This window comes from Undibacterium sp. Ji22W (assembly GCF_049340305.1).
Taxonomy (GTDB): Bacteria; Pseudomonadota; Gammaproteobacteria; order Burkholderiales; family Burkholderiaceae_D; genus Undibacterium.
This window is the reverse complement of sequence record NZ_JBMPOU010000001.1, coordinates 1,555,842-1,577,897: the sequence shown is the minus strand read 5'-3', so window position 1 is coordinate 1,577,897 and position 22,056 is coordinate 1,555,842. Positions and strand designations below refer to the sequence as shown.

18 protein-coding genes are annotated in these 22,056 nt (G+C 45.5%); 13 read left to right on the top strand and 5 right to left on the bottom strand.

Annotated features, from left to right (window positions below):
• Positions 1 to 6 precede the first annotated feature (6 nt).
• From ACO0KW_RS06725 to ACO0KW_RS06680, 10 genes are all read left to right on the top strand, one after another.
• Complete coding sequence (locus ACO0KW_RS06725) at positions 7 to 780, top strand: uracil-DNA glycosylase (RefSeq protein ID WP_423051848.1); 774 nt, start codon at positions 7 to 9, stop codon at positions 778 to 780.
• A gap of 273 nt (positions 781 to 1,053) precedes the next feature.
• Positions 1,054 to 2,322: an HD-GYP domain-containing protein gene (locus ACO0KW_RS06720; RefSeq protein WP_423051846.1), complete on the top strand. Its 1,269-nt coding sequence runs from the start codon at positions 1,054 to 1,056 to the stop codon at positions 2,320 to 2,322.
• 156 nt (positions 2,323 to 2,478) lie between these two features.
• On the top strand, positions 2,479 to 3,216 hold the full coding sequence (surE, locus tag ACO0KW_RS06715; RefSeq protein WP_423051844.1) for a 5'/3'-nucleotidase SurE: 738 nt from the start codon (positions 2,479 to 2,481) through the stop codon (positions 3,214 to 3,216).
• A complete protein-coding gene (locus tag ACO0KW_RS06710) occupies positions 3,213 to 4,055 on the top strand; it encodes a protein-L-isoaspartate(D-aspartate) O-methyltransferase (RefSeq protein WP_423051842.1) in 843 nt (280 codons plus the stop codon). Before surE ends, ACO0KW_RS06710 begins: the two co-directional genes overlap by 4 nt.
• Positions 4,056 to 4,126: 71 nt before the next feature.
• Positions 4,127 to 5,059, top strand: coding sequence for a peptidoglycan DD-metalloendopeptidase family protein (locus ACO0KW_RS06705; protein ID WP_423051840.1), 933 nt, complete (start codon positions 4,127 to 4,129; stop codon positions 5,057 to 5,059).
• Positions 5,060 to 5,155: 96 nt separating this feature from the next.
• Entirely contained in the window at positions 5,156 to 6,199 is a 1,044-nt protein-coding gene (rpoS, locus tag ACO0KW_RS06700) for an RNA polymerase sigma factor RpoS (RefSeq protein ID WP_423051838.1), read from the top strand.
• Positions 6,200 to 6,354: 155 nt separating this feature from the next.
• Complete coding sequence (rlmD, locus tag ACO0KW_RS06695; RefSeq protein ID WP_423051836.1) at positions 6,355 to 7,689, top strand: 23S rRNA (uracil(1939)-C(5))-methyltransferase RlmD; 1,335 nt, start codon at positions 6,355 to 6,357, stop codon at positions 7,687 to 7,689.
• Positions 7,690 to 7,833: 144 nt separating this feature from the next.
• The gene (ppnN, locus tag ACO0KW_RS06690; protein ID WP_423051834.1) at positions 7,834 to 9,204 is read left to right on the top strand and encodes a nucleotide 5'-monophosphate nucleosidase PpnN; all 1,371 of its coding nucleotides are present in this window, start codon (positions 7,834 to 7,836) and stop codon (positions 9,202 to 9,204) included.
• Between the two features lie 194 nt (positions 9,205 to 9,398).
• Entirely contained in the window at positions 9,399 to 10,355 is a 957-nt protein-coding gene (locus tag ACO0KW_RS06685; RefSeq protein WP_423051832.1) for a chemotaxis protein, read from the top strand.
• A gap of 176 nt (positions 10,356 to 10,531) precedes the next feature.
• Positions 10,532 to 10,768 (top strand): hypothetical protein, encoded by a 237-nt coding sequence (locus ACO0KW_RS06680; protein WP_423051830.1) that lies wholly within the window; start codon positions 10,532 to 10,534, stop codon positions 10,766 to 10,768.
• Positions 10,769 to 10,927: 159 nt separating this feature from the next.
• Here ACO0KW_RS06680 and ACO0KW_RS06675 read toward each other — a convergent pair whose 3' ends face one another.
• From ACO0KW_RS06675 to ACO0KW_RS06665, 3 genes are all read right to left on the bottom strand, one after another.
• Positions 10,928 to 11,194, bottom strand: a complete 267-nt coding sequence (locus tag ACO0KW_RS06675; protein WP_423051828.1) for a hypothetical protein — start codon at positions 11,192 to 11,194, stop codon at positions 10,928 to 10,930.
• Between the two features lie 57 nt (positions 11,195 to 11,251).
• Entirely contained in the window at positions 11,252 to 13,549 is a 2,298-nt protein-coding gene (locus ACO0KW_RS06670) for an OPT family oligopeptide transporter (protein WP_423051826.1), read from the bottom strand.
• Positions 13,550 to 13,733: 184 nt separating this feature from the next.
• Positions 13,734 to 15,032, bottom strand: a complete 1,299-nt coding sequence (locus ACO0KW_RS06665) for an MFS transporter (RefSeq protein WP_423051824.1) — start codon at positions 15,030 to 15,032, stop codon at positions 13,734 to 13,736.
• 178 nt (positions 15,033 to 15,210) lie between these two features.
• Between ACO0KW_RS06665 and ACO0KW_RS06660 the strand changes: the two genes are divergently transcribed.
• The 3 genes from ACO0KW_RS06660 (at position 15,211) to dcd (ending at position 17,826) form a co-directional block, all read left to right on the top strand.
• A complete protein-coding gene (locus ACO0KW_RS06660) occupies positions 15,211 to 16,092 on the top strand; it encodes a DUF1653 domain-containing protein (RefSeq protein WP_423051822.1) in 882 nt (293 codons plus the stop codon).
• A 24-nt stretch (positions 16,093 to 16,116) separates the two neighbouring features.
• Entirely contained in the window at positions 16,117 to 17,145 is a 1,029-nt protein-coding gene (locus tag ACO0KW_RS06655; RefSeq protein ID WP_423051820.1) for an XdhC family protein, read from the top strand.
• A 114-nt stretch (positions 17,146 to 17,259) separates the two neighbouring features.
• Positions 17,260 to 17,826, top strand: coding sequence for a dCTP deaminase (gene dcd, locus ACO0KW_RS06650; protein ID WP_423051818.1), 567 nt, complete (start codon positions 17,260 to 17,262; stop codon positions 17,824 to 17,826).
• Between the two features lie 125 nt (positions 17,827 to 17,951).
• Here the strand turns inward: dcd and ACO0KW_RS06645 are convergent, their stop codons facing one another.
• Both ACO0KW_RS06645 and ACO0KW_RS06640 read right to left on the bottom strand, forming a co-directional pair.
• Positions 17,952 to 19,397, bottom strand: a complete 1,446-nt coding sequence (locus tag ACO0KW_RS06645; RefSeq protein WP_423051816.1) for a DUF1501 domain-containing protein — start codon at positions 19,395 to 19,397, stop codon at positions 17,952 to 17,954.
• A 10-nt stretch (positions 19,398 to 19,407) separates the two neighbouring features.
• Positions 19,408 to 21,870 carry a DUF1800 family protein gene (locus ACO0KW_RS06640; RefSeq protein ID WP_423051814.1) on the bottom strand — a complete coding sequence of 821 codons (2,463 nt, stop codon included), beginning with the start codon at positions 21,868 to 21,870 and terminating at the stop codon, positions 19,408 to 19,410.
• Positions 21,871 to 22,056: the final 186 nt, after the last annotated feature.

The following is a 22,056-nucleotide window of genomic DNA, read 5'->3' as shown; positions in this document are numbered from 1 at the left end:
TTATCGATGCATTTCCCAGATTTTTTCTTGCAAGATATTCAGCTAGCTGATCCTTCATGGCATTTGGTATTGCATCAAGGCTTGGAGGCTGTGTATCAACAACATCCTGACTATCTGTCTGCATTGGCAAACTCTCATTTTTTCCCAGATTCTCACCGTCTATTTGCGGCATTTTCTATTCCTTTGCACAAAGTTAACTATGTATTAGTTGGTGAGGGGCCATATCCACGTGTCGAGAGCGCAACTGGATATTGCTTTATGGACGGTGCCGTAGATGAAATTTGGTCTCGGGATGTGAGTGCAGGCTTGAGCAAGGCCGTTAATCGTGCAACGTCTCTTCGTAACTTCGTGAAAATGTTGTTAATAGATGATCAAAAAATTAAGCTTGAGCAAACTAGTAGCGCCACTATCGTGCCGATCGTGCAAGAGCTACGTTCAGATCCTGATCATTACGTGCAAACAATGGAGCAACTAAAGACCAATTTCTTGCGGCAGGGTTTTTTGATGTTGAATGCTTCATTGGTTTTTCGTGCGGATGTTTCGCCCACAGTAGATGCTCGCGCTTGGTTACCATTTTTACAGGTGGTTTTTTACGCTTTGGCTCAACAGAAAACTCGCCCAGCATTAATTTTGTGGGGGAAAATTGCGGATAAATTGGCACAAATTTCTATTGTGAATGAATTTGAGTCATTCAAGTCAGAGCATCCGTATAACTTAAGTTTCATCACCAATTCAACCATGCAAAACCTCTTTAGTTCATTTAACTTGCTTCGAAAATAAACGCTCCACATTGATCATCTGGCGAAAAAATTCTATTAATTCTATTTTGATGGACATTTTTTTCTGGGTGTTGTACTCGAAGCGATTTGAAATAAAAAATCGAAATAGAATGAGATAGATTTAATTTCGCAAATTTGCCGCAAAACAATAAAAATCATCCTCGGTGCACACACTTCTGCTTGTTCGCTCGTGTAGAATGAAATTGAAATTTCACACAAGAACTTTAGTTGATGACTTGCTGCAAATATTGGTTTGCTAGTAAGAATTCCTTGAATGAGCCGATGTCGATTAAGCATGCTGAAAAAAATCAAATTTACCCAACTTCGCCAAGGGATGTATATTCAAGAGCTTTGTGCATCTTGGATGAGTTCTCCATTTTGGCAAAAATCTTTCTTGATTGATAGTCAGTCAGTTCTTAATAAGATCAAAGTAGCGGGCATTCAAGAGGCTTGGATCGATACAAGCAAAGGTTGCGATGTTCTGGTAGAGGAGACTAAGTCCGAATTGCCACTACCTGTTAAATCTGAAGCTCCCGATTCATCTCCGTCGCAGGTTAGGGCACCCATTACCTATTCGGAAATCGAGTCTGTATCGATGGACGCAGAAATTGGACGTGCGGCAAAGATTGTGGACAAATCTAAAGGTGCTGTTTTTTCGATGTTCAGCGAAGCTCGCATGGGAAATGCAATCGAAGCTGAGCAAGCAATGCCATTGGTCGAAGAAATTGCGCATTCGGTTATGCGTAATCCTGGGGCCTTAATCGGATTAGCAAGGCTTAAGACGGCAGATGACTACACCTACATGCATTCGGTCGCTGTTTGCGCATTGATGATTGCCCTAGCGCGGCAACTTCGGCTCAGCGATGAAGATACGCGTGAGGCTGGTCTGGCCGGTTTGTTACATGACATCGGTAAGATGGCAGTTCCATCTGGAATTTTAAATAAGCCCGGTCGGCTTACCGATGAAGAATTTGTCGCGGTCAAAGAGCACCCCAGCGCCGGACACGCCATGTTGTTGGAGTCAAAAGGGGTGGGACAAATTGCACTAGATGTTTGCTTGCACCATCATGAAAAAGTTGATGGTAGTGGTTATCCAAAAGGATTGAAAGGCGATCAAATCAGCCTATATGCCAAAATGGGGGCCGTATGCGATGTGTATGATGCGATTACTTCGAATCGTCCGTATAAAGTTGGATGGTGCCCGGCAGAGTCTTTGAAGAAAATGTCGGAGTGGAGCAGGGGGCACTTTGACGAGGCAGTGTTTCAAGCCTTCGTGCGTAGTATTGGTATTTATCCAGTAGGTACTTTGGTAAAGATGCAATCGGGACGTCTAGGTGTCGTTGTCGAACAGCAAGTCGGAAAATCATTGCTGTTGCCAAAAGTACGAGTATTTTTTTCGACGAAATCAATGACCTATATTTCTCCTGCCTTCCTTGATTTGGCCGCCGCAGGTGCGCAGGATAAAATTGTCTCACGTGAAGATGCTAGTACATGGGGATTGAAAGATATTGATCGTTATTGGCTTGGGGATGCAGTTGGCTGAGTTAATGGCGTAAATGGTCTTAAGTTTGCTATGTGCTTATGTGGTGTTTGTCTTAAATATTTACCATATTTGTTCGAATTTTGCTGCAAAACCAACGCTCTGAAATAATTCGCCCATGTGGCGATTTTCATTATGGGCATCAGGTAAAATGTACGCATGAGAATTTTAATTAGCAATGATGATGGATATTTAGCTCCAGGCATAGTCGCTTTGGCGCAAGCTTTGCGTCCATACGCCGATATTACCGTTGTCGCTCCTGAAAGCAATCGGTCTGGCGCTTCAAATGCGTTGACGCTTGATCGACCGCTGTCTTTATCCCGCGCAGACAATGGGTTTTATTTCGTAAATGGCACACCTTCTGATTGTGTGCACGTCGCATTGACGGCGCTGATGAATGAACCGCCTGACTTGGTTGTGTCGGGAATTAATCAGGGACAAAATATGGGGGACGATACCCTGTATTCCGGGACGGTAGCGGCGGCAACGGAAGCATATTTGTTTGGGATTCCAGCGATCGCTTTTTCACAGGTAAATAAGGGCTGGGGTGAGCTCGAAGCGGCGGCTAAAATTGCAGCCGAAATGGCGCTGCGTGGCTTCCCATCGCTACTGAAGCCATATTTGCTGAACGTCAATATTCCTAATCTTGCGTATGAAAAAATCTTAGGCGTTCGCGCTGCACGACTTGGTAAACGACATAGTTCTGAGCCAGTCATTCAAGCACAAGATCCTGCCGGTAGGAATATCTATTGGATCGGCCCAGCTGGTGCGGCTAAAGACGCCAGTGAAGGCACAGACTTTGATACCACCGCAAAAGCATATGTTGCTGTGACACCTTTGCAAATTGATTTAACGAACTTGAAGCAAATGCAGGCGTTAGCAGTGGATTTGGCATGAGTAATAATGAAAAACGATTCCCATTAAGTCTGTCTGCCGTAGTTGATCAGCGTGGACGTCAAGGCAAAATATCTACTGCCATGCCACAAACTGCCGTCAAAAATGCTGCGAATAACCAGCAACATACACAAGGGGTGCGCGCTTTAGGCAATCGTTTGGCACAGGATATTCCTGTACCTATGAAACCAGTAATGCCCGGAGTTGGCATGGTGTCGGATAAATTTCGGCAAGCCATGGTGTCGCGCGTTGCGCAGCAAGGCGTGAAAGATCCTTTAGTGTTAAGTGCGTTACAAGCGATCCAACGTCATTTATTTGTTGAATCAGGCTTGGCGAGCCAAGCTTACATCGATGCTTCTTTGCCCATTGGACATCATCAAACAATTTCTCAACCGTATATAGTCGCCCGCATGGCCGAGATTTTGCGCAATGGCAAAAGCCTGAATAAGATCTTGGAAATCGGCACTGGGTGTGGATATCAGGCAGCTGTACTCTCTCTTGTAGCAAAAGAAGTTTATTCAATTGAGCGAATTAAAGCCTTGCATGAATTAGCGAAAACGAATTTGCGTCCGATGCGAATCGCAAATATCCGTTTGCATTATGGAGATGGCATGTTAGGTTTGCCACAAGTCGCGCCGTTTGACGGTATTATATTGGCGGCGGCAGGATTGGAAGTGCCAAACGCTCTGCTCAGTCAGTTGACGATCGGGGGGCGCCTGATTGCGCCGGTGGGTGGTCGTCATCAAGTGCTGCAATTGATTGAGCGTTTAGGGCAACATGAATGGAAAAGCACCGTGTTGGAGCAATGCCATTTCGTGCCCTTGCATCAAGGTGTAATTTAATGTTCGGCATAGACATAGAACAAGAGTAATTTTTCTTCTGATGATTGTAGTTAACAAATTAAGACATATTTATGAAGCAAAGCTGGATTTTTAATGTGAAGCATCGTTTTTTCTTCTTAGTTTTTGGGCTGCTCAGTGCTTGTAGTAGTGTGCCTAATAACGCGCCTGTGGTAGAACGCAGCAAAGATGTGCCTTCAGAAATCGTCAAAACAGTGGTTGATGCACCAGCAAAAAACGTTGAGCCACGCCCAAGTTATATTGTTAAGCGTGGGGACACCTTATCGCGTATTGCGATAGATCAAAATCTAAATGTCAACGATTTGGTAGCTTGGAATAACTTGAAAAACCCCAGCGATATTAAGGTCGATCAGGTCTTATGGATGGGTCCACCGGACGGAAATGGCGTGAAAATTTCACCCGTGTCGAATAATTCTGGGGTGGAAGTTCGTAATTTGAATCCGATCAATCCGGCGACAAACAAGACCGCACCTAAAGGGGAAAAACGACCCTACTCAGAAGCTAATTTGGTTGAGCTGCAAAAAGCCGATAATGGTGCAGTAGTGGCCTCAATTAAGTTGGATAATCCAGCTATCAAACCAGCTGAAAAAAGTGCACCGGTAGCTGCGCCAGTGGCAGAAACAATTGAGTGGATTTGGCCTGCGAATGGTAAGGTCTTAGCGACATTTGATGACCCGAAAAATAAGGGTATTGATATTGGTGGTAAGCTAGGTCAAGAAGTTGTTGCGGTAGCGCCTGGCAAAGTAATCTATGAAGTTGGTGCAGTGCGCGGCTATGGCAATATGCTGGTGATTACGCATGCTAATAATTACTTATCGGTGTACGCACATAATAAAGCGAATCTGGTGAAAAAAGGTCAGACCGTCAGTAAGGGGCAAAAAATCGCCGAAATGGGAAATTCCGACAGTGAAACTGTGAAATTGCACTTTGAGATTCGTCAAGCTGGTAAGCCGGTTGATCCTTTAAAACTCTTACCTGTACGTTGAAATTCGAAGGATTTTTCCTGAATGTCGGATAGCCTCTTTGTCCGTTTAAGTGCCGCTTAAATTTGTTTCATTCATTTTTGGTCTAAAGTTCAGATTATGCATAAATATTCTCAACAGGAAGTGCAAAGCGATACATTGGAAAATGATGCTGGCGCATTATCGTCGGAGATAAATGTCGAGAATCTGATTGAGTCGCGAGATGATGAAGTGAGTGATGAGGGTGATAACGATGAAAAAATGGATGAGGTTCCGTCCGTCTCAATTGCGCCAATTGATGAGATTAAGAACATCCTGGCTGCCGAATTATCGACCGATACAACTCAGCACTATTTGAATCAAATTGGTACCAGACCATTATTTTGTGCTTCAGAAGAATTGCATTTTGCCACTTTAGCTAAGCAAGGTGATTTTGAAGCGCGTCAAAAAATGATCGAACATAACTTGCGCCTAGTGGTCTCAATTGCGAAGCACTATATCAATCGCGGCGTTGCTTTGCTTGACATGATCGAGGAAGGTAATTTGGGTCTCATGCACGCAATCGACAAATTCGAGCCTGAGCGCGGATTTCGATTTTCGACATACGCAACCTGGTGGATACGGCAGAGTATAGAGCGTGCGATTATGAATCAGGCGAGAACAATTCGTTTACCAGTACATGTTGTGCGTGAACTGAATCAAATCTTACGTGCTAAGTATCACTTGGAATCACAACAGCGAGATGGTAAGGATGCGACCGTAGATGATATTGCGCATCTGGTTAGCCGTCCTTTGGATGAAGTCCAAGATATTCTTGCATTATCTGAACACGCGATGTCACTAGATACGCCTTTAGATGGAGATCCACAAAGTAGCTTGCTCGACATGTTGCCGGGTGATAGTGACCATGCTCCAGATGCACAAGCAGAGCACCATGAAGTAACTGTGTTAGTGCGTGATTGGTTATCTAAATTACCGGACAAGCAGAGAATCGTCATTATGCGCCGTTTCGGCCTTGATAATGATGACCCTGTGACGCTTGAAACGTTGGCTGAGGAAATGGGTATTACCCGTGAGCGTGTTCGTCAGATTCAACAAGAAGCCTTGATTAAATTGAAGCGCAGTTTTGCTTCCCGTGGCGTTGGCCGCGATGCATTGTTATAAAGATTTAATGGAACACGATAAGGCTTCGTGCGATCCAGACTAATAGTGTACTGAGCTAAGTGCAATGTTCTGATCTGTCCATTAAAACTGTATAATCTTGGATCTTTGAAATCCCTTATCCTCCTTTGGCGCTTTAGCGCCCTCATTTGTTTATCATGAATACAATTAATATTCGTTCCTTAGATATGGACGCGCGCGGTGTCGGTCATCTCCTCAATGAAGATGGAAGTCAAGGGAAAGTCGTATTTGTTGAAGGTGCTCTGCCCGGCGAGGTAGTTGGCTTCAATAGTTATCGTAAAAAGCCAAGCTGGGAAGCCGCCACGCTCGGACCGATCGTGAAGGAGTCTTCTCAGAGGATTACGCCAAAATGCCCGCACTATGGTGTCTGCGGAGGTTGCTCTATGCAACATCTAGAACCGAATGCGCAAGTCGCTATGAAGCAACGTGTGTTGGAAGATAATTTAGCACATATTGGTAAAGTGAAGCCAGAGATGGTTATGCGTCCGATTTACGGGCCCACCTGGGGATATCGTTATCGTGCACGTTTATCGGTGCGTAATGTACATAAAAAGGGCATCGTTTTGGTGGGATTTCATGAAAAAAAATCCCGTTATGTCGCGAATATGGAAACGTGCGAAATTTTGCCTCCGCATATTTCTAATATGTTGATGCCTTTACGTGATTTGATTACATCACTTACTATCATTGAGGCTTTGCCGCAAATTGAGTTAGCTATCGGTGAGAATGTCACCGCGATGGTATTGCGTATAATGCAGCCATTGGGTGATGGCGATGCAGAAAAATTGAAAGCATTTGCTGATCATCATCAGGTTCAATGGTGGTTGCAGACTGCTGGCCCAGATAGTGCTGAGCCGTACTATCCAGCACATTCAGATTTGCATTATTTGTTGCCAGAGTTTGGCGTCAAGATGCCTTTCAAACCGACCGATTTTACACAGGTAAATCATCATATCAATCGGGTTTTGGTAGCTCGCGCTTTAGGTTTGCTCGCAGTCCAAAAAGATGAAAGAATTTTGGATCTGTTTTGTGGTTTAGGAAATTTTACTTTACCTATCGCAACACAAGCACGCGAGGTGGTTGGTATCGAAGGAAGTGCTGCCTTGACGGAACGTGCATTGGATAATGCAAAGGCGAACGGTCTAGCAGCGAAAACCTCATTTACGACACGCAATTTGTTTGAAGCAAAAGCAGAGGATTTTGTTGCTTTAGGTAAATTTGATCGTTTCTTAATCGATCCTCCTCGCGATGGTGCTATGGCTGTTTGTCAGGCGCTGATTGACCTTGGTAAGTTAGCGCCGGAACTTCGGCCAAAACGTATCGTCTATGTGTCATGCAGTCCTTCGACACTCGCCAGAGACGCAGGTATGTTAGTGAATGAGGCCGGATATACGATGACAAAGGCGGGAGTTGTGAATATGTTTCCACATACGTCACATGTCGAGTCGATGGCCGTGTTTGACTTGCGTTGATTACACTGCTGAATTTTTAGAAAGCCGACCGTGTGTCGGCTTTTTTTATGCAACACTTTTATTGTTGCTGACTTGAAAGTTTTAAGAATTACGGGGATACTCAATGTCCGAATATACGAAAAACAATAGTGAGGAAATGAGTTTATGGATTTCGAAGTAATGAACACACAAATAGCCCCCGACGGACACTTGGAGGTTTTGTCAAAAGCGGAAGTGGCACGTTTATGGGATACCAGCCATGGCGGCCTTTACCAATTGTTCCGCAGTTGTGCACTGGCGGTTCTCAATTGCGGTAGCGGCCTTGATGATGGCAAAGAATTATTGGAACGTTACAAAAGTTTTGATATTAGTATTGTTCAACGTGAACGGGGCATTAAGTTAGACGTAAAAGCGGCACCTGCGAGCGCATTCGTCGACGGAGTGATGATTAAGGGTATTCAAGAACATTTATTTGCGGTGCTTCGTGACATATTATTTATTGATGGTGAGATTTTAAGAAATGCGCACATTGATCTGGAGACGACTGAGGGCGTGACAGATGCAGTGTTTCATATTCTTCGCAACGCCAATTTGTTACAGCCGCAAATTAGTCCCAATCTGGTTGTATGCTGGGGCGGACATTCGATTTCCGGTCATGAGTACGATTACACCAAACTTGTTGGTTATCATCTTGGCCTACGCGCGATGGATATCTGTACTGGTTGTGGGCCTGGCGCGATGAAGGGGCCGATGAAGGGGGCGACGATTGGCCACGCTAAACAGCGTATAGAGAATGGGCGATATCTTGGCGTTTCAGAACCAGGAATTATCGCTGCCGAGGCGCCGAACCCCATCGTCAATGATTTAGTTATTTTGCCGGATATCGAAAAACGCTTAGAAGCTTTTGTGCGCATGGCGCATGCAATTGTCGTGTTTCCGGGTGGTGCCGGCACAGCGGAAGAAATTCTTTATTTACTTGGGATTTTGTTGCACCCAGATAATGCAGGGTTGCCATTTCCTGTGATATTCACTGGACCAGCTTCAGCTGCTGAATATTTTCAGCAAATAGATCAATTTATCGGTGCGACGCTGGGAGCAGAAGCTCAAAGTAAGTATCAAATTATTATTGACGATCCAGTTGCCGTAGCGCGTGAAGTACAAGCAGGTATTAAGACGGTGCGTTCTTATCGTAAACAGCATGGTGACGCCTATTACTACAATTGGTTGTTGAAAATCGATCGAGAATTTCAACATCCATTTGCACCTACGCATGAAAATATGCGTGGCTTAGCGCTTCATAAAAATCAACCAGCACATTTGTTAGCGGCGAATTTGCGCCGTGCATTTTCTGGTGTAGTCGCCGGCAATGTAAAAGACCAAGGTATCCGCGCAATTGAACAATTTGGCCATTTTGAAATTTGTGGAGATCCTGACATCATGCACGCGATGGATGTTTTGTTGGATTCTTTTGTGCAGCAGACTCGAATGAAGTTGCCAGGAAAAGCTTATATTCCCTGTTATAAAGTTATTAAATGATAACTGCTTGATTAAGGGATAAACCTGATTTTTCGTGGTGCCTTAGATCGTCGGAAATAAATTTTGTTGCTTCCTAAAAAAAATCAAATATTTCAACTAGGAAATTAGTGTTTCTTGGGAAAAAAGTAGCATAATAAGAAGAGCATGTAACTTTAGATTGACGTTTAGCAAGATAAATAAAAAAGGTGATAAACATGAGTACTGTACAACATGAGGTTGATGAACGTACCAACTTGATCAGTTCAAATAAGTTTGAACTGCTGTTGTTCAGATTAGGGAATGATGCCGTCAATCAACGCTCAGAATTATTTGGAATCAATGTATTTAAAGTGCGTGAGATCGTTGCGATGCCCGAAATTACTGCGGTAGCAGGCGCTTTGCCACACAACTTGGGAGTGGTAAATTTGCGTGGACAAATTATTCCGGTCATTGATTTACCCTCAGTTGTGGGCCGTACGCCAGTCACAGGTTTAAATATTATGTTAGTGACCGAGTTCGCCCGATCCACTCAAGGATTTGCTGTTGAGTCGGTTGAAGAAATCGTTCGCTTAGATTGGAGTCAAGTGCTGTCGGCAGAATCTAGTGCAGCTGGCGGGATGGTGACAAGTATCGCTCGACTTGATGGTGATGCCGAGGATACGCGTTTGGCGCAGGTATTAGACGTCGAGCAAATTTTGCGTCAAATTGCGCCGAGTGGAAATAAAGATGTTGATTCAGAAACGATAGGCGCAAAACTAAAAATCAAACCGGGTGCAATGATACTGGCGGCTGATGATTCTGCTATTGCACGTGCTTTGATTGGGCAGGCTCTCGACGCAATTGGCGCGCCATATATGATGTGTAAAACTGGAAAAGAAGCATGGGATAAGTTGCAGGCATTAAACGCCAACGCGCTGGCAGAAGGTAAAGTTTTACGCGATAAAGTGGCATTGGTGTTGACGGATTTGGAAATGCCCGAAATGGATGGATTTACTCTAACGCGTAATATTAAGCAAGATGATCGGTTTAAGGGTTTGCCTGTCATTATTCACTCTTCATTATCAGGGACGACTAATGAGGATCACGTTCGTAGTGTTGGCGCAGACGCTTATGTCGCTAAATTTGTTGCGGAAGAACTCGCCGCAACAATACGTGAAGTGATTGCGCATTAAGGCAACCATAAACCCGGCTGAGAAAATCACTTCCAATTTGATATTTCAGAAAAAAACATGCTGACACAGTACATTGCTGCGGTCAGCATTTTTTTATTGGGAGAGCTTAGATTTACTTTAAATCAGAGTAAGATGCAGCCCTCTCTCACTTACATAGCGTTAAAAGGAATATGGCAATGGAAAAGTTCATGACTTATGAAGAATACTTGGACGAAGTAACGACACTTTTGACGGAAATGTACAAGCTCAACGATGAAGCTGCCATCAAATATGTGATGCGTGCGCAGGCAGCTGAATATTTTAGCCCGCATGATGAACATGAAGAAATGCGTACCTTAGATCGTGCTATGAAAGATGCGAAGATTGTGTATGAAACTCGGAATAAATCACGTCCTGAAATTTATCGAAAATAGCTGCTTGTAGGTGAGGAGGGCAGCCTTTGTTCTCCACCCACTTCAAACCTAGGTCATTCCAATTCAAAATCCAATTTAGTACTGACAGCTGCAAACAAATCTGTAGCGATAGCCGTAGTCGAGCATACTACTCGTGCTATCGATACGGAGACCTTTACGTTAAATTTTTTCCATTTCTTCTGCATCCAGCGCAATCACGTGGGTTTGCAATTGGCCACGCTCATCATGCCATTCACGCATCACGCAGGCCTGTCCTTCTTCGTCGATCGCAATAATTTTGAAGAAGTTGCCCATCATCGATTCAATTAAAATTCTCTCATCTTCCGGAAAACTCTGAATAAATTCTTTGCTTAAGGTGGTTATGCGAACGATGTCGCCAATATCAACGGTTTGTTGTTTGCAATCATAGATAGTTGTATCGCTCATAATATTGTCGCTCTTTTTTTGTTTTGAGATTGGCTCATTTTGGGCTTGGTTTTTAGTTTAGTTACTTGCTTTTTTGTCGCTCGGTTTCGCTGGCTTTATTTTTTCACGACCAACGAGATATAGCATGATCGCAATCAAACCGAACGGGATCAAAGAAAGTGCATCTGCCTTCATACCTTCGAAGAAAGGATTGTTTGCCAGCGCCCAGTCGCCAATTTTCTTGTCGAAATCGGTCATAATACCTGCGCTAAATGCAATGACGATACCCGCTAAAGCACCGCCAGCTATATAACCGGAAGAAAGCAGAACACCTTCACTACGATCACCTGCAGCTTGTTGCTCATCTTCACTTAAATGCTTATTCTTCTCTAATTTACTATTACGCAGATCAACCAGCCAACGTATCATGCCGCCGATAAACAGTGGCGCTGACGATGCCAATGGTAAATATACCCCGACAGCAAATGCGAGTGAGGGAATACCAGACATTTCTAAAGTCAAAGCAATGATTACCCCAAATAAGACCAAGGCCCATGGTAGTTCGCCATCAAGGATACCTTTGATAATGTAAGAAATAAGTACTGCTTTTGGCGCATCATATTTTTTTACTTCAGACCCATCAGGTCGCTTAGTATGCGTACCGTTAATGCCAGGATCAACCAGATACATGACTTGGCCATTTGCATTAACTAAATATTTGCCAGCCGGTGACTGAACATTGTCTGTCTTATGCCAGACTTTGTAAGTTCCAGTGTCTTGTGCCGCTTGTGGTCCTTGCAACTGTGCGACTTCTTTCAGCTTACTTACATCAGTTTGCAAGCCGGGTGCAATTTCTGCAATGGGTACATACACTGTGCTGGCGTCATTCAATTTGAGCAAAATCGGACCTAGAATTAAGGCGGAGCAAAATGCGCCGATGAGAATTGCATACTGTTGGTAACGCGGTGTTGATCCGACCAGATAGCCGGTTTTCAAATCCTGTGAAGTACATCCGGCGACACTCGATGCAATGCAAACTATTGCTCCGACAGATAGGGCGGTCACGTAATACTGGCCACCGATCCAGCCCATCAATAAGAAAATCAAGCAAGTAAATAAAAGGGTGGCAACAGTCATGCCCGAGATCGGATTGGAAGATTGGCCAATTTGTCCGGTTAATTGTGAGGAAACGGTCGCGAATAAAAAGCCGAACACCAAAATTAACAGCGCACCTAAGAGATTCATGTGCAGGGGCGTGGCGACTGTAATCACTGCGATAATCGCGAGCGCACCAATGACCACCCATTTCATGTGTATGCTTTGCTCGGTACGTGGAATTGTCTTTTTATCTGTATCAGTCAATGCTATCTTGTTACCACCAAACCCAGATAAGCCAGCGGCAAGACTGCGCCAGATAAGAGGCATAGCACGTGCAAGGCTAATTAAGCCACCAGTGGCAACCGCACCTGCACCAATATATAAAATATAGGCACCACGTATTTCGTGTGGACTCATTTCGCTGATTAATTTAGTTGCTGGTGCCAGCGGTTTAAGTAAGCCATCACCAAAAAATTTAATCAGGGGAATTAACAACATATACGACAGGACGCCACCTGCCGCCATGATAGAGGCGATTTTTGGGCCAATGATGTAACCCACGCCCAATAATTCGGGTGAAATTTCTGTGCCGATAGAACCACCTTTGAGTGGTGCTGGGAAAACAAATTCGACTGTATCTTTCCAACCTTTGAGCGCAATATTACCTACTTTATAGATGAGACCAATAAAAAAACCACCAAAGATGATTTTGGCGCGTCGGTTTGCATCTGATTGCGCGTTCGGATCACTCGATTCACCAGCCGCCTGACGTGACGAATCAGTCGCCGCTGCCTTTAGCACTTCCGCGCAAGCTGTGCCTTCTGGATATTTCAGCTCATGATGTTTTTCGACGATCATCGTGCGGCGCATAGGGATCATCAGCAAAATACCGAGTAAGCCACCTAAAATCGCCACCAACATGACTCGATAGATTTCTAGGTCGAATCCTAAAATAAGAATTGCTGGCATGGTGACGCCCAAACCAAAGGCCAAAGATTCACCCGCTGAGCCGGCGGTCTGTGTGATGCTGTTTTCTAAAATTGTGGAATCGTTGGCCCCCATTTTGTGCATCATGCGAAAAAGGGTAATCGCGATGACCGCAACCGGAATCGAGGCGCTCACAGTCAGGCCAACTTTTAAGACCAAGTAGAGCGAAGACGCACCGAATATCATGCCTAGAACCGTGCCCATGATCAACGCACGTAAAGTGAATTCCGGCAAATTGGCAGAGGCTGGGATGTAAGGCTGGAAAACGCCCGATTCTTTCGGCTGCGACATAAGGTTCTCTCAAAATCGTCTTTAGTTTTATTAATCTGTGCTGAGTGAATAATTGGAAAGCACATAGGCGGGCTGCATTATCCCGCGTTTTATTCGTCAAGTGTAAATTTTGCAAACCTAATTGATGAGAACTGTCGCATGAGATTGACAGCAGCTTAGATTGCTTGGAGCTACTTATATCAGCTTATAGCTGCGGCAGCGTTGTGATACCTCGTATAGTTTTACTGCGCCAGGCAAATATAGCCAATAGCAGTGCTGCTATACACGAGAAGCCGAGTGCTTGCCGTAGGCCATAGTGTTCACCTAGCCAGCCGCCAATCAATGCCCCCGGACCTGCTGGTAATAATGTTAGCCAGCGCATCGTACTCGTAATTCTGCCCAGTAAAGGTTCGGGTGTGACTGCTTGGCGCAATGCCAGAAAGTTAATAAAGATAAACACGCCACCGACCGCATACAGTATGAGCATAATGCCAAATGCGACTACGCCAAATGCATTGGCGGGGGCGACGGCTAATATTCCCCAACCTGTTGCGCAAAGTAAAACCCCGAGAATCATGCATAAGCCCGGCCCAAGGCGTTTGCTGATTCGGTTTCCAAAGATACTGGCGATTACAGTGCCTACGCCCATGCAAACGTAACTAAGACCAACCGCATGTTCTGATAAACCTAGCGTGCGAGTCGCGAACAAAATTTGTACAACTAATGCTGCGTTATAGGCCATTTGCCAAATACCGACCGTTATCGCCAACGCGACCAGAACACGATTGTGTGCAACGAATTTCAGGCCAGCCTTTAAATCGCGCCAAAAATTTGCGTCAGAGGCGACGACCCGAATTTCTTGGATGTGAATCTTTCGTAATATCGTTGCAGATGTCAGTAAGAGTATCGCATCGGCAAATAGGGCGAGCGGTGCGCCTAATAATTTGATGAGTGCACCAGCCGAAGCAGGGCCTGCCACTTCAGAACCAGAAGTAGCGAGTGCATTTTTTGCATGGGCTTCAATCAGACGTTCGCGCGGGACGATTTGTGTTAATACAATTTGCGCTGCTGTCCCTGCAGTCGTATTCACTGCGCCAATCACAAAACCAACGAAATAGAGCCAAGGCATGTTGAGGAAACCTAGCCACCAAGCGATGGGTACGCTAGCGACGGACAGTGAAATAGCGACCTCACCGGCGATGTAGACAGGTAGTTTTTGAACCCTGTCTAACCAGACACCAGATGGTAGCGATAGTAGTACATAGGGAAAAATCTCCATAAAAGTGAGTAAGCCCATTTGTGTCGGTGTTGCGTGCAGTAATACAGCTGCCGTTAACGGCAAAGCCAGTAAGGTAATTTGCGCACCAAATGAACTAATTAGAATCGAAGTCCACAAGCGACGATAAACAAAGTCTCGCAGTAAATCATTTTTAGCGAGAATTTTGTCTAAGGAAAACAGGGTTTTAAGATCCCTAAAGAGTTGGAACTGTGTTGATTTAGGCATGGTGAAACAAAATAGAAGTAATGTCGTGTCGGCTGTAGCACGATGACAGCTTACAATAGCAAATTTGTGACGTTTTGAGTGAATGCGTCCGTTAAAGTTTTCTATGAACTATGGTTATTGAGTGACATAAGACGACAGAAGTTCCCCGACCAAGCGGACAGACAAAGATGAGAGAGTTATGCTAGCAGAACCAATAGTGATGATTGACTTTGAGACGACTGGGATTAGTCCAGATCATGGTGATCGTATTACCGAAGTCGCAGCCTTGCGCATACAAGGTGGTGAGATCGTTGAACGTTACGTGTCCTTGATTAATTGCAATGTCAGAATTCCGTCTTTCATAACGCAGTTGACCGGCATCACGCAGGCGATGGTGAATCAAGCGCCGTCTGTCACAGAAGTAATGCCAGCATTATTGGACTTTATCGGTGGCGATTACCTGGCTGCCCACAATGCGAGCTTTGATGAGAAATTCCTAATCGCCGAAGCCCAGCGTTTAGGTTTAAAAGCCCGCCATCGTGGCACGATATGCTCGGTAAAACTAGCGCGACGGGTTTTGCCCGGCATGTCTAGCTATTCACTAGGGCCGCTCGCTGCTGATTTGGGTTTGCGATTTAAGGGTAAGGCGCATAGAGCGGAAGCGGATGCCGAGGTCGCTGCGAACTTATTGCTACATATCGCGTCTCACCTGCAGCAAAAACACCAATTTGAGATGGTTTATCCAGCTTTGTTTGGACAGATTACTAAATTGAGTGCAGCGAAAGTGCCAGCATTCTTGCGTGATCATGTGATGGCCGATAAGGCTGGCAGCAACACGAGTGTTGGTGCGTTTAAAATTGCAGGAGCTTCGAAAAATAAAGCTAATAAGGTAGTTCGCTATCGCCATTACAAAGGCGGTATCTATGAATTGGTCTGCGAAGCCACGCAAGAAGCAGACCTGAAACCTGCGATTGTGTATCGGGCACCTGATGGAAGTTTATGGATACGGCCAGCCTCAGTTTTTTTTGAAATGATAGAAGTTGGTGGAAAAATGGTTCAACGTTTTACTGAAATAGCCTGATTCTTTTTTAGGAAAATCATCAGCATGGATAGCATTGATTTAGAAGTGCTTAAGACGTGTGAGCAATGGCTGCAAGAGGGCAAGCGTTGTGAACTCGTGACGGTGGTGAAAACTTGGGGCTCTAGTCCTAGGCCCGAAGGGGCGATGTTGGCGATTACAGAAAGTGGACAGGTGGTTGGGTCAGTTTCTGGTGGTTGCATTGAAGACGATTTGATCGCTCGCGTACAAGCTGAAGGATGCCAGCGTCAGCGACCTGATATTGTGACGTATGGTATCAGTGCGGATGAGGCTCATCGTTTTGGCTTGCCTTGTGGCGGAACTATACAATTAGCGATAGAGCCTTTGAGCCATCAGAGTAAGATCGGTGCAATGCTTGCGCGTTTGTCCCAGCACGAATTAATTGCGCGAGATTTGAATTTGTCAGATGGCTCCGTCAGTTTGAGCACGGCAGCGGCAAACGAAGGCTTGCAGATAAACGAGGATCGGTTGCGTACCATACATGGGCCGCGTTGGCGCTTATTGATTATTGGTGCTGGTCAACTGTCGCGATTTTTGGCGACTATCGCGGTTGGGATGGATTATCAAGTCACGGTCTGTGATCCGAGGGAAGAATATCTTGAGGGCTGGCAAGTCGAAGGCGTGCAGCTTGTGCGTGAGATGCCGGATGATGTGGTGCTGGCTATGCAACTCGATGAGCGTAGCGCGGTAGTGGCGTTGACGCATGATCCTAAGCTAGATGATTTGGCATTGATGGAGGCTCTGAAGTCGCGGGCGTTTTACGTGGGCGCGATTGGTTCGCGTGCCAATAATGCGAAGCGAAAAGAGCGCTTGTTGGAATTTGATGTCAGTCGCGAACAAGTTGAGAAATTGCATGGTCCAATTGGTTTATACATCGGCAGTAAAACGCCTGCTGAGATCGCGATTTCAATCTTGGCGGAGATGACAGCCGTGAAGAATCGCGTTCCGCGAGTGAAGGAGAATCAAATCGAATTTGCCAAGCAGCGACTCTCAGCAGAAAATGTAGCGATTGATTCATACAGTTGTGGTGCTTGAAATCAAGAATGCTGGTGAAATTAGGCTGAATTTCGCGACTGAAAGGCAGCTTTTACATGACTTTTGACGTAAAATTCACGCTTATCGGAATAGTCTACAAGAATAGGAACAACAATGAGTATTAAGTCAGACAAGTGGATACGTCGGATGGCCGAACAACATGGCATGATAGAGCCGTTTGCACCGGGGCAGGTGCGTCATGAAAATGGTCAAAAAATCGTCAGCTATGGTACTTCGTCTTATGGTTACGATATTCGTTGTGCCGACGAATTTAAGATTTTTACGAATATCAATAGTACGATCGTTGATCCTAAGAATTTTGACGAAAAGTCTTTCGTTGATTTTAAGGGGGACGTTTGCATTATCCCGCCTAATTCTTTTGCATTGGCTCGAACAATAGAATATTTCCGGATTCCACGTAGTGTCCTCACGATTTGCTTGGGAAAATCGACGTATGCGCGCTGCGGCATCATCGTCAATGTCACGCCATTTGAACCTGAGTGGGAAGGCTATGTGACCTTAGAATTCTCTAACACCACTCCCTTGCCAGCAAAAATTTACGCTGGTGAAGGTTGCGCGCAAGTTTTGTTCTTTGAGAGTGATGAAATCTGCGAAACTTCATATAAAGATCGTGGCGGTAAATATCAAGGACAGGTCGGGGTGACTTTACCTAAGGCTTGAGATCTTCGACCACGTCGCATAGAGCTTTTGAGGCCGGTATCGTTATCGGTAGGGAATAAAAAAGCAGAATTCTGGTCACAGAATTCTGCTTTTTTTATGTGGACATGGGTTTTCCTTGGATGAACTTAGAGGAAGCCCAAATTGCGATTGTTGAAGTTGATAATATTGGGGAAGACATCATTAATTTGTGTCGTACTTAAGCCAAACCAATTGGCCAAGGTTGCCCCATATTGATCGACCGAGAATTGTGGTAACAAACTTCCAGACCCCACGTCCTGCGAGTGCTTAAGGCCTGTCACTGGGAAATCGCCGTAAATATTTTTCCCTTTTACCGCACCGCCTACGACAAAGTGATGTGAGCCCCAACCGTGATCTGTGCCATCACCATTGCTGGTGAAGGTGCGACCAAAGTCAGATGCCGTGAACAAGGTGACTTGTTGGCGTAAATCGCTACCCATTACATTGGCCATCGTCGTATCGAAGTAGGCAATTGCATGGGAAATTTTTGCTAGTAAATCGGCTTGCAAGGTGCGTTGCGCATCATGCGTATCGAAGCCACCCATACTGACGAAAAATACCTGACGCTTCGCGCCAAGTGTATTGCGCCCGGCGATAATACGTGCCACGGTCTGTAATTGAATTGCCAGCGCATTATTTGCCAATAAGCCGGTATTTGGATTTGTATATTGACTTGGATTGGCAATGCCACCGGCGCCAGCCACTGCCATCGCCGGAGCCAGCATGCTTTGTGCGCTGATCGAACGATTTGTTACTGCGGCATGTTCTTTCTGAAAATAATTTGCTGTGTCAGCACTGATGATATTGCGCAAAGTAGCTCCGGCCGTGGTCGAGCCATATAAGCTACCGCTTAAACCCGCAATAGCAACTGCACCTGAATTACCTACTTGATATTGTCGGATTGATCGGCCTGAAAGAAAAACCGCGTTGCCGGATGCTGAAATTGCGGTAAAGATAGGATTACTATTGTTCGCTGCGAGTAAATCTCCCATACGTCCACCCCAGCCGTAAGCTGCCCCCTCAGGTGCATAGGCTTGCCACAAAGATTGCTGATCGTTGTGTGAAAATAATTTGGGCGGCAACGGCACGCTTGCAGCTTTGTATTGCTCTAAGGTCGTCGGGACCATTAAGGGGCCGAGGTTAGCAACAATCGCGGCACGTCCAGCATCAAAAATGCCTTTGAGTTCAGTCATAGATGGATGCAATGCGAAAGTGCGACCTACCTGATTGGTGTTCGGAATTATCGGTAAAACCCCACCGCTACTTCCCACCGCAGGCAGGGCAATTGAGCCTGCCTCATTGGTGGTTCTGACATTGGTGTATTGTGTCCACGAAGTGCTATCCGTGGCTAAAACCGTGTTCGCATGATCATTGGCACCATACATGAATAGGCAAATTAAGGCCTTATAGTCGTTCACGTTACCTTGTGCGGCGGCCGAACCCATGGTCGCTAAATTCAAGGCAAATGGGGCCGCTACACCGAGTGCACCAGCAGAACTGAGTAAGGAGGATAAACGCAGAAACTCCCGACGCGAGGCATTGAAGTGTTGCATGGTATTCTCCTTATTTCTGTACCAAGTATTCTGGGGATGCCATCGTTAGATATACGCTCATGTAGACCCGATTGAGTTTCGCTGTATCAATTGCGGTCTGTGGGCTAGCGGGAATCGTAATGGAATTAACCGCCGCAATAATCTGGGAACGCAGATTGCTGCTCATCTGATTTGCCATCAACAGGAGGTTAACCTTATCGACCAACTGATCGGGTGTTGTTGCTAATGGTGTGAAGACAGAATAATCAGCTTTGACGTCGCGACTGCTACCAGTGCCATTCGCGATGATATCGCGCATGAAGTTCAAATAGCCAACCACAGACGTTTCGGCGGTGATTTGCATTTCTGGTGATACTAATTGTGCATCGGCGATGCCTGAATTTGGTGGCACATAACCCGGACGATAGAAATTGAAAACAGAAGGCGAGCGCATCGGCGTTTGTGCGAGTCCGGTCAATGGATCGTCAAGGTTGGTAATCCGATAGAAGCCTGAAGTTGATTTGGCACTAAACGCGCGTAACCAGTTAGCCAAGCGTAGAACTGGCTCTTTCAGTTTTCCGATTCCTGCATTGCTTAGTGATGGATCATTGCGCGCTTCGACATCGAGTAAAATCGCCCGGATTACCGCTTTCATATCACCGCGCTCACCTTGCCCATTGTTATTGAACGCTGCCGTTACACGCGCCACATATTGCGGACTAGGATTGCTGGTCACTAGACGTTGTATCAATTGTTTGCCAATGAAGGGCCCCACGTTCGGATGATTAAATAAGGTATCGAGCGCAATCTTCATACTTGCCTCTGGATTTGCGGGTGATTGCGCAGGGATAGTGACTCCCAAAAAAGACTTGATACTACTGGAGTGGAAGGTGGGATAAGCCTGCATGGCTAACCAATCTCGATTGGGGTCTGGGGTGCCACCATAAAAGCGGGTGCTAGTTTTGTCTGGACCCGCCCAGCTCCAGCCAGTGAATACCTTAGCAAGGCCAGTGATGTCAGCATTATTGTAAGTTTCTACTGGCTTACCATTTTCTATGACATAGCTTCCATCTGGATTTAACTTGTACAGACCGATAGTGAATAACTGCATGACTTCACGTGCATAATTTTCGTCGGGAACACGCGTACCAGATTCCTTTTGGTTCTTCAAAGAAGTCAAATAAATGCCCATCATAGGATGCAGGCTGACTGCTTCTAATAGTTGGCGGAAGTTGGTAAATGCATGGGTATTGAGCGTATCGTAATAACTCGCCACGCCGCGAGGATAATTGGCGACGCCACTATCTTGAAACGAAGTTACCATAATTTGTGATAAAGCAAAACCAACACGCTGACGTAGCTGATCCTCGCCTTTAACGGTTTGCTGCCAAAAGGATTCGAAGAAGTGATTTTGATTCAGATCACTGAGTCCTTTTGGTAAAGTCGCGGCGGCGGTATCCATATAGTTGCGATGCAGAGTTTGTCCGATACTAAATTGCGCATCGATCCAACTCTTAAATCCCACATTGCCGACCGTCGTAATGTCGCTGCTATTTGGGCCGAATGTGCTTTGCTGAAGGAATCGTGCGGTCTGCGCCGGACTAGGTTGGGTGGGGTTGCTAACGGTGAGTCCAATTAAGGCATCAATGAGACCTTTGGCGACCGTGGTGTCGCTTGCTGTAACAGCAGCCGCAATTGACATGCCTTTCGTGATGGAATCGATGGGGTTGATGTAACTGATTCCTTGGTTCACGGCGAAATCTTTGCCAACGACATTTTTGTTATCGAGTAATTGTGCCACCCACCCATAAGTTGCATCACCTTTGAACGTGTGTGCTGAAGTGAGCATAGTGCGAACTAAGGTACCACGTGTGGCTGCACCACTATCGAGGCGCTGACTCCAATACGTTAATCCTTCTTGATCCGGAGTTGGGCGTCCGAGCACATTTTTATAAATAATTTTGACAAAGTCGGCATTGCTCATCGTCGCGGAATAGCCAGTTTGTGTCGAATACAAAATTGCGGCAGCGTAGAACGATTCACCAATCTGATCAAGTGTCATACCTGCTTTGAATTGATCTATCCAATAGGCAAGTCCCTCGGCATCTGGAACCCGATTGAAATAGGCGATATAGAGTTCAATTAGTGATGTGAGGTCAGCGCTGGATATTGCGCTTGATTTGCTCGTGATACTGAGATTAATGGAGATGTCGCTGAATTTGAGTAACTGTATGCTGGTCGCTAAATGATTGTTGCCATCACTACCCACGTTATCGATCACATTGATTTCGGTAGGACTAATCGTGACAGTATAGTTTGAGCGCGGACCGTTAAAATTAGCGCTGGTGGTATTAATGACAGGTGGAGCTTGATACTGTAGCGGCGCCGGGCTGATTGATTTAGCCGTATCGTTTTGCCCGCTACATGCGGTCAGTAGTGCTACAAAGAATACGCAAAAATAATGATGAAGATGAAATTTGTGGAGAGCAATCATGATGCGATCCTTACTAAATGCGGGGGGAGAGCAATTGGGTTTTTGAGTGCAAATAATCTGAGCCGACTACAAGGTATAGTTAATGCCATTGCATGGTGACAAACCATGCTAGTGGCATTTAACGCAGACTCGCCTTTGAATGATCTGAAGTCTTCACGTTATTGTAGGTTTAATCAATTCCGCATG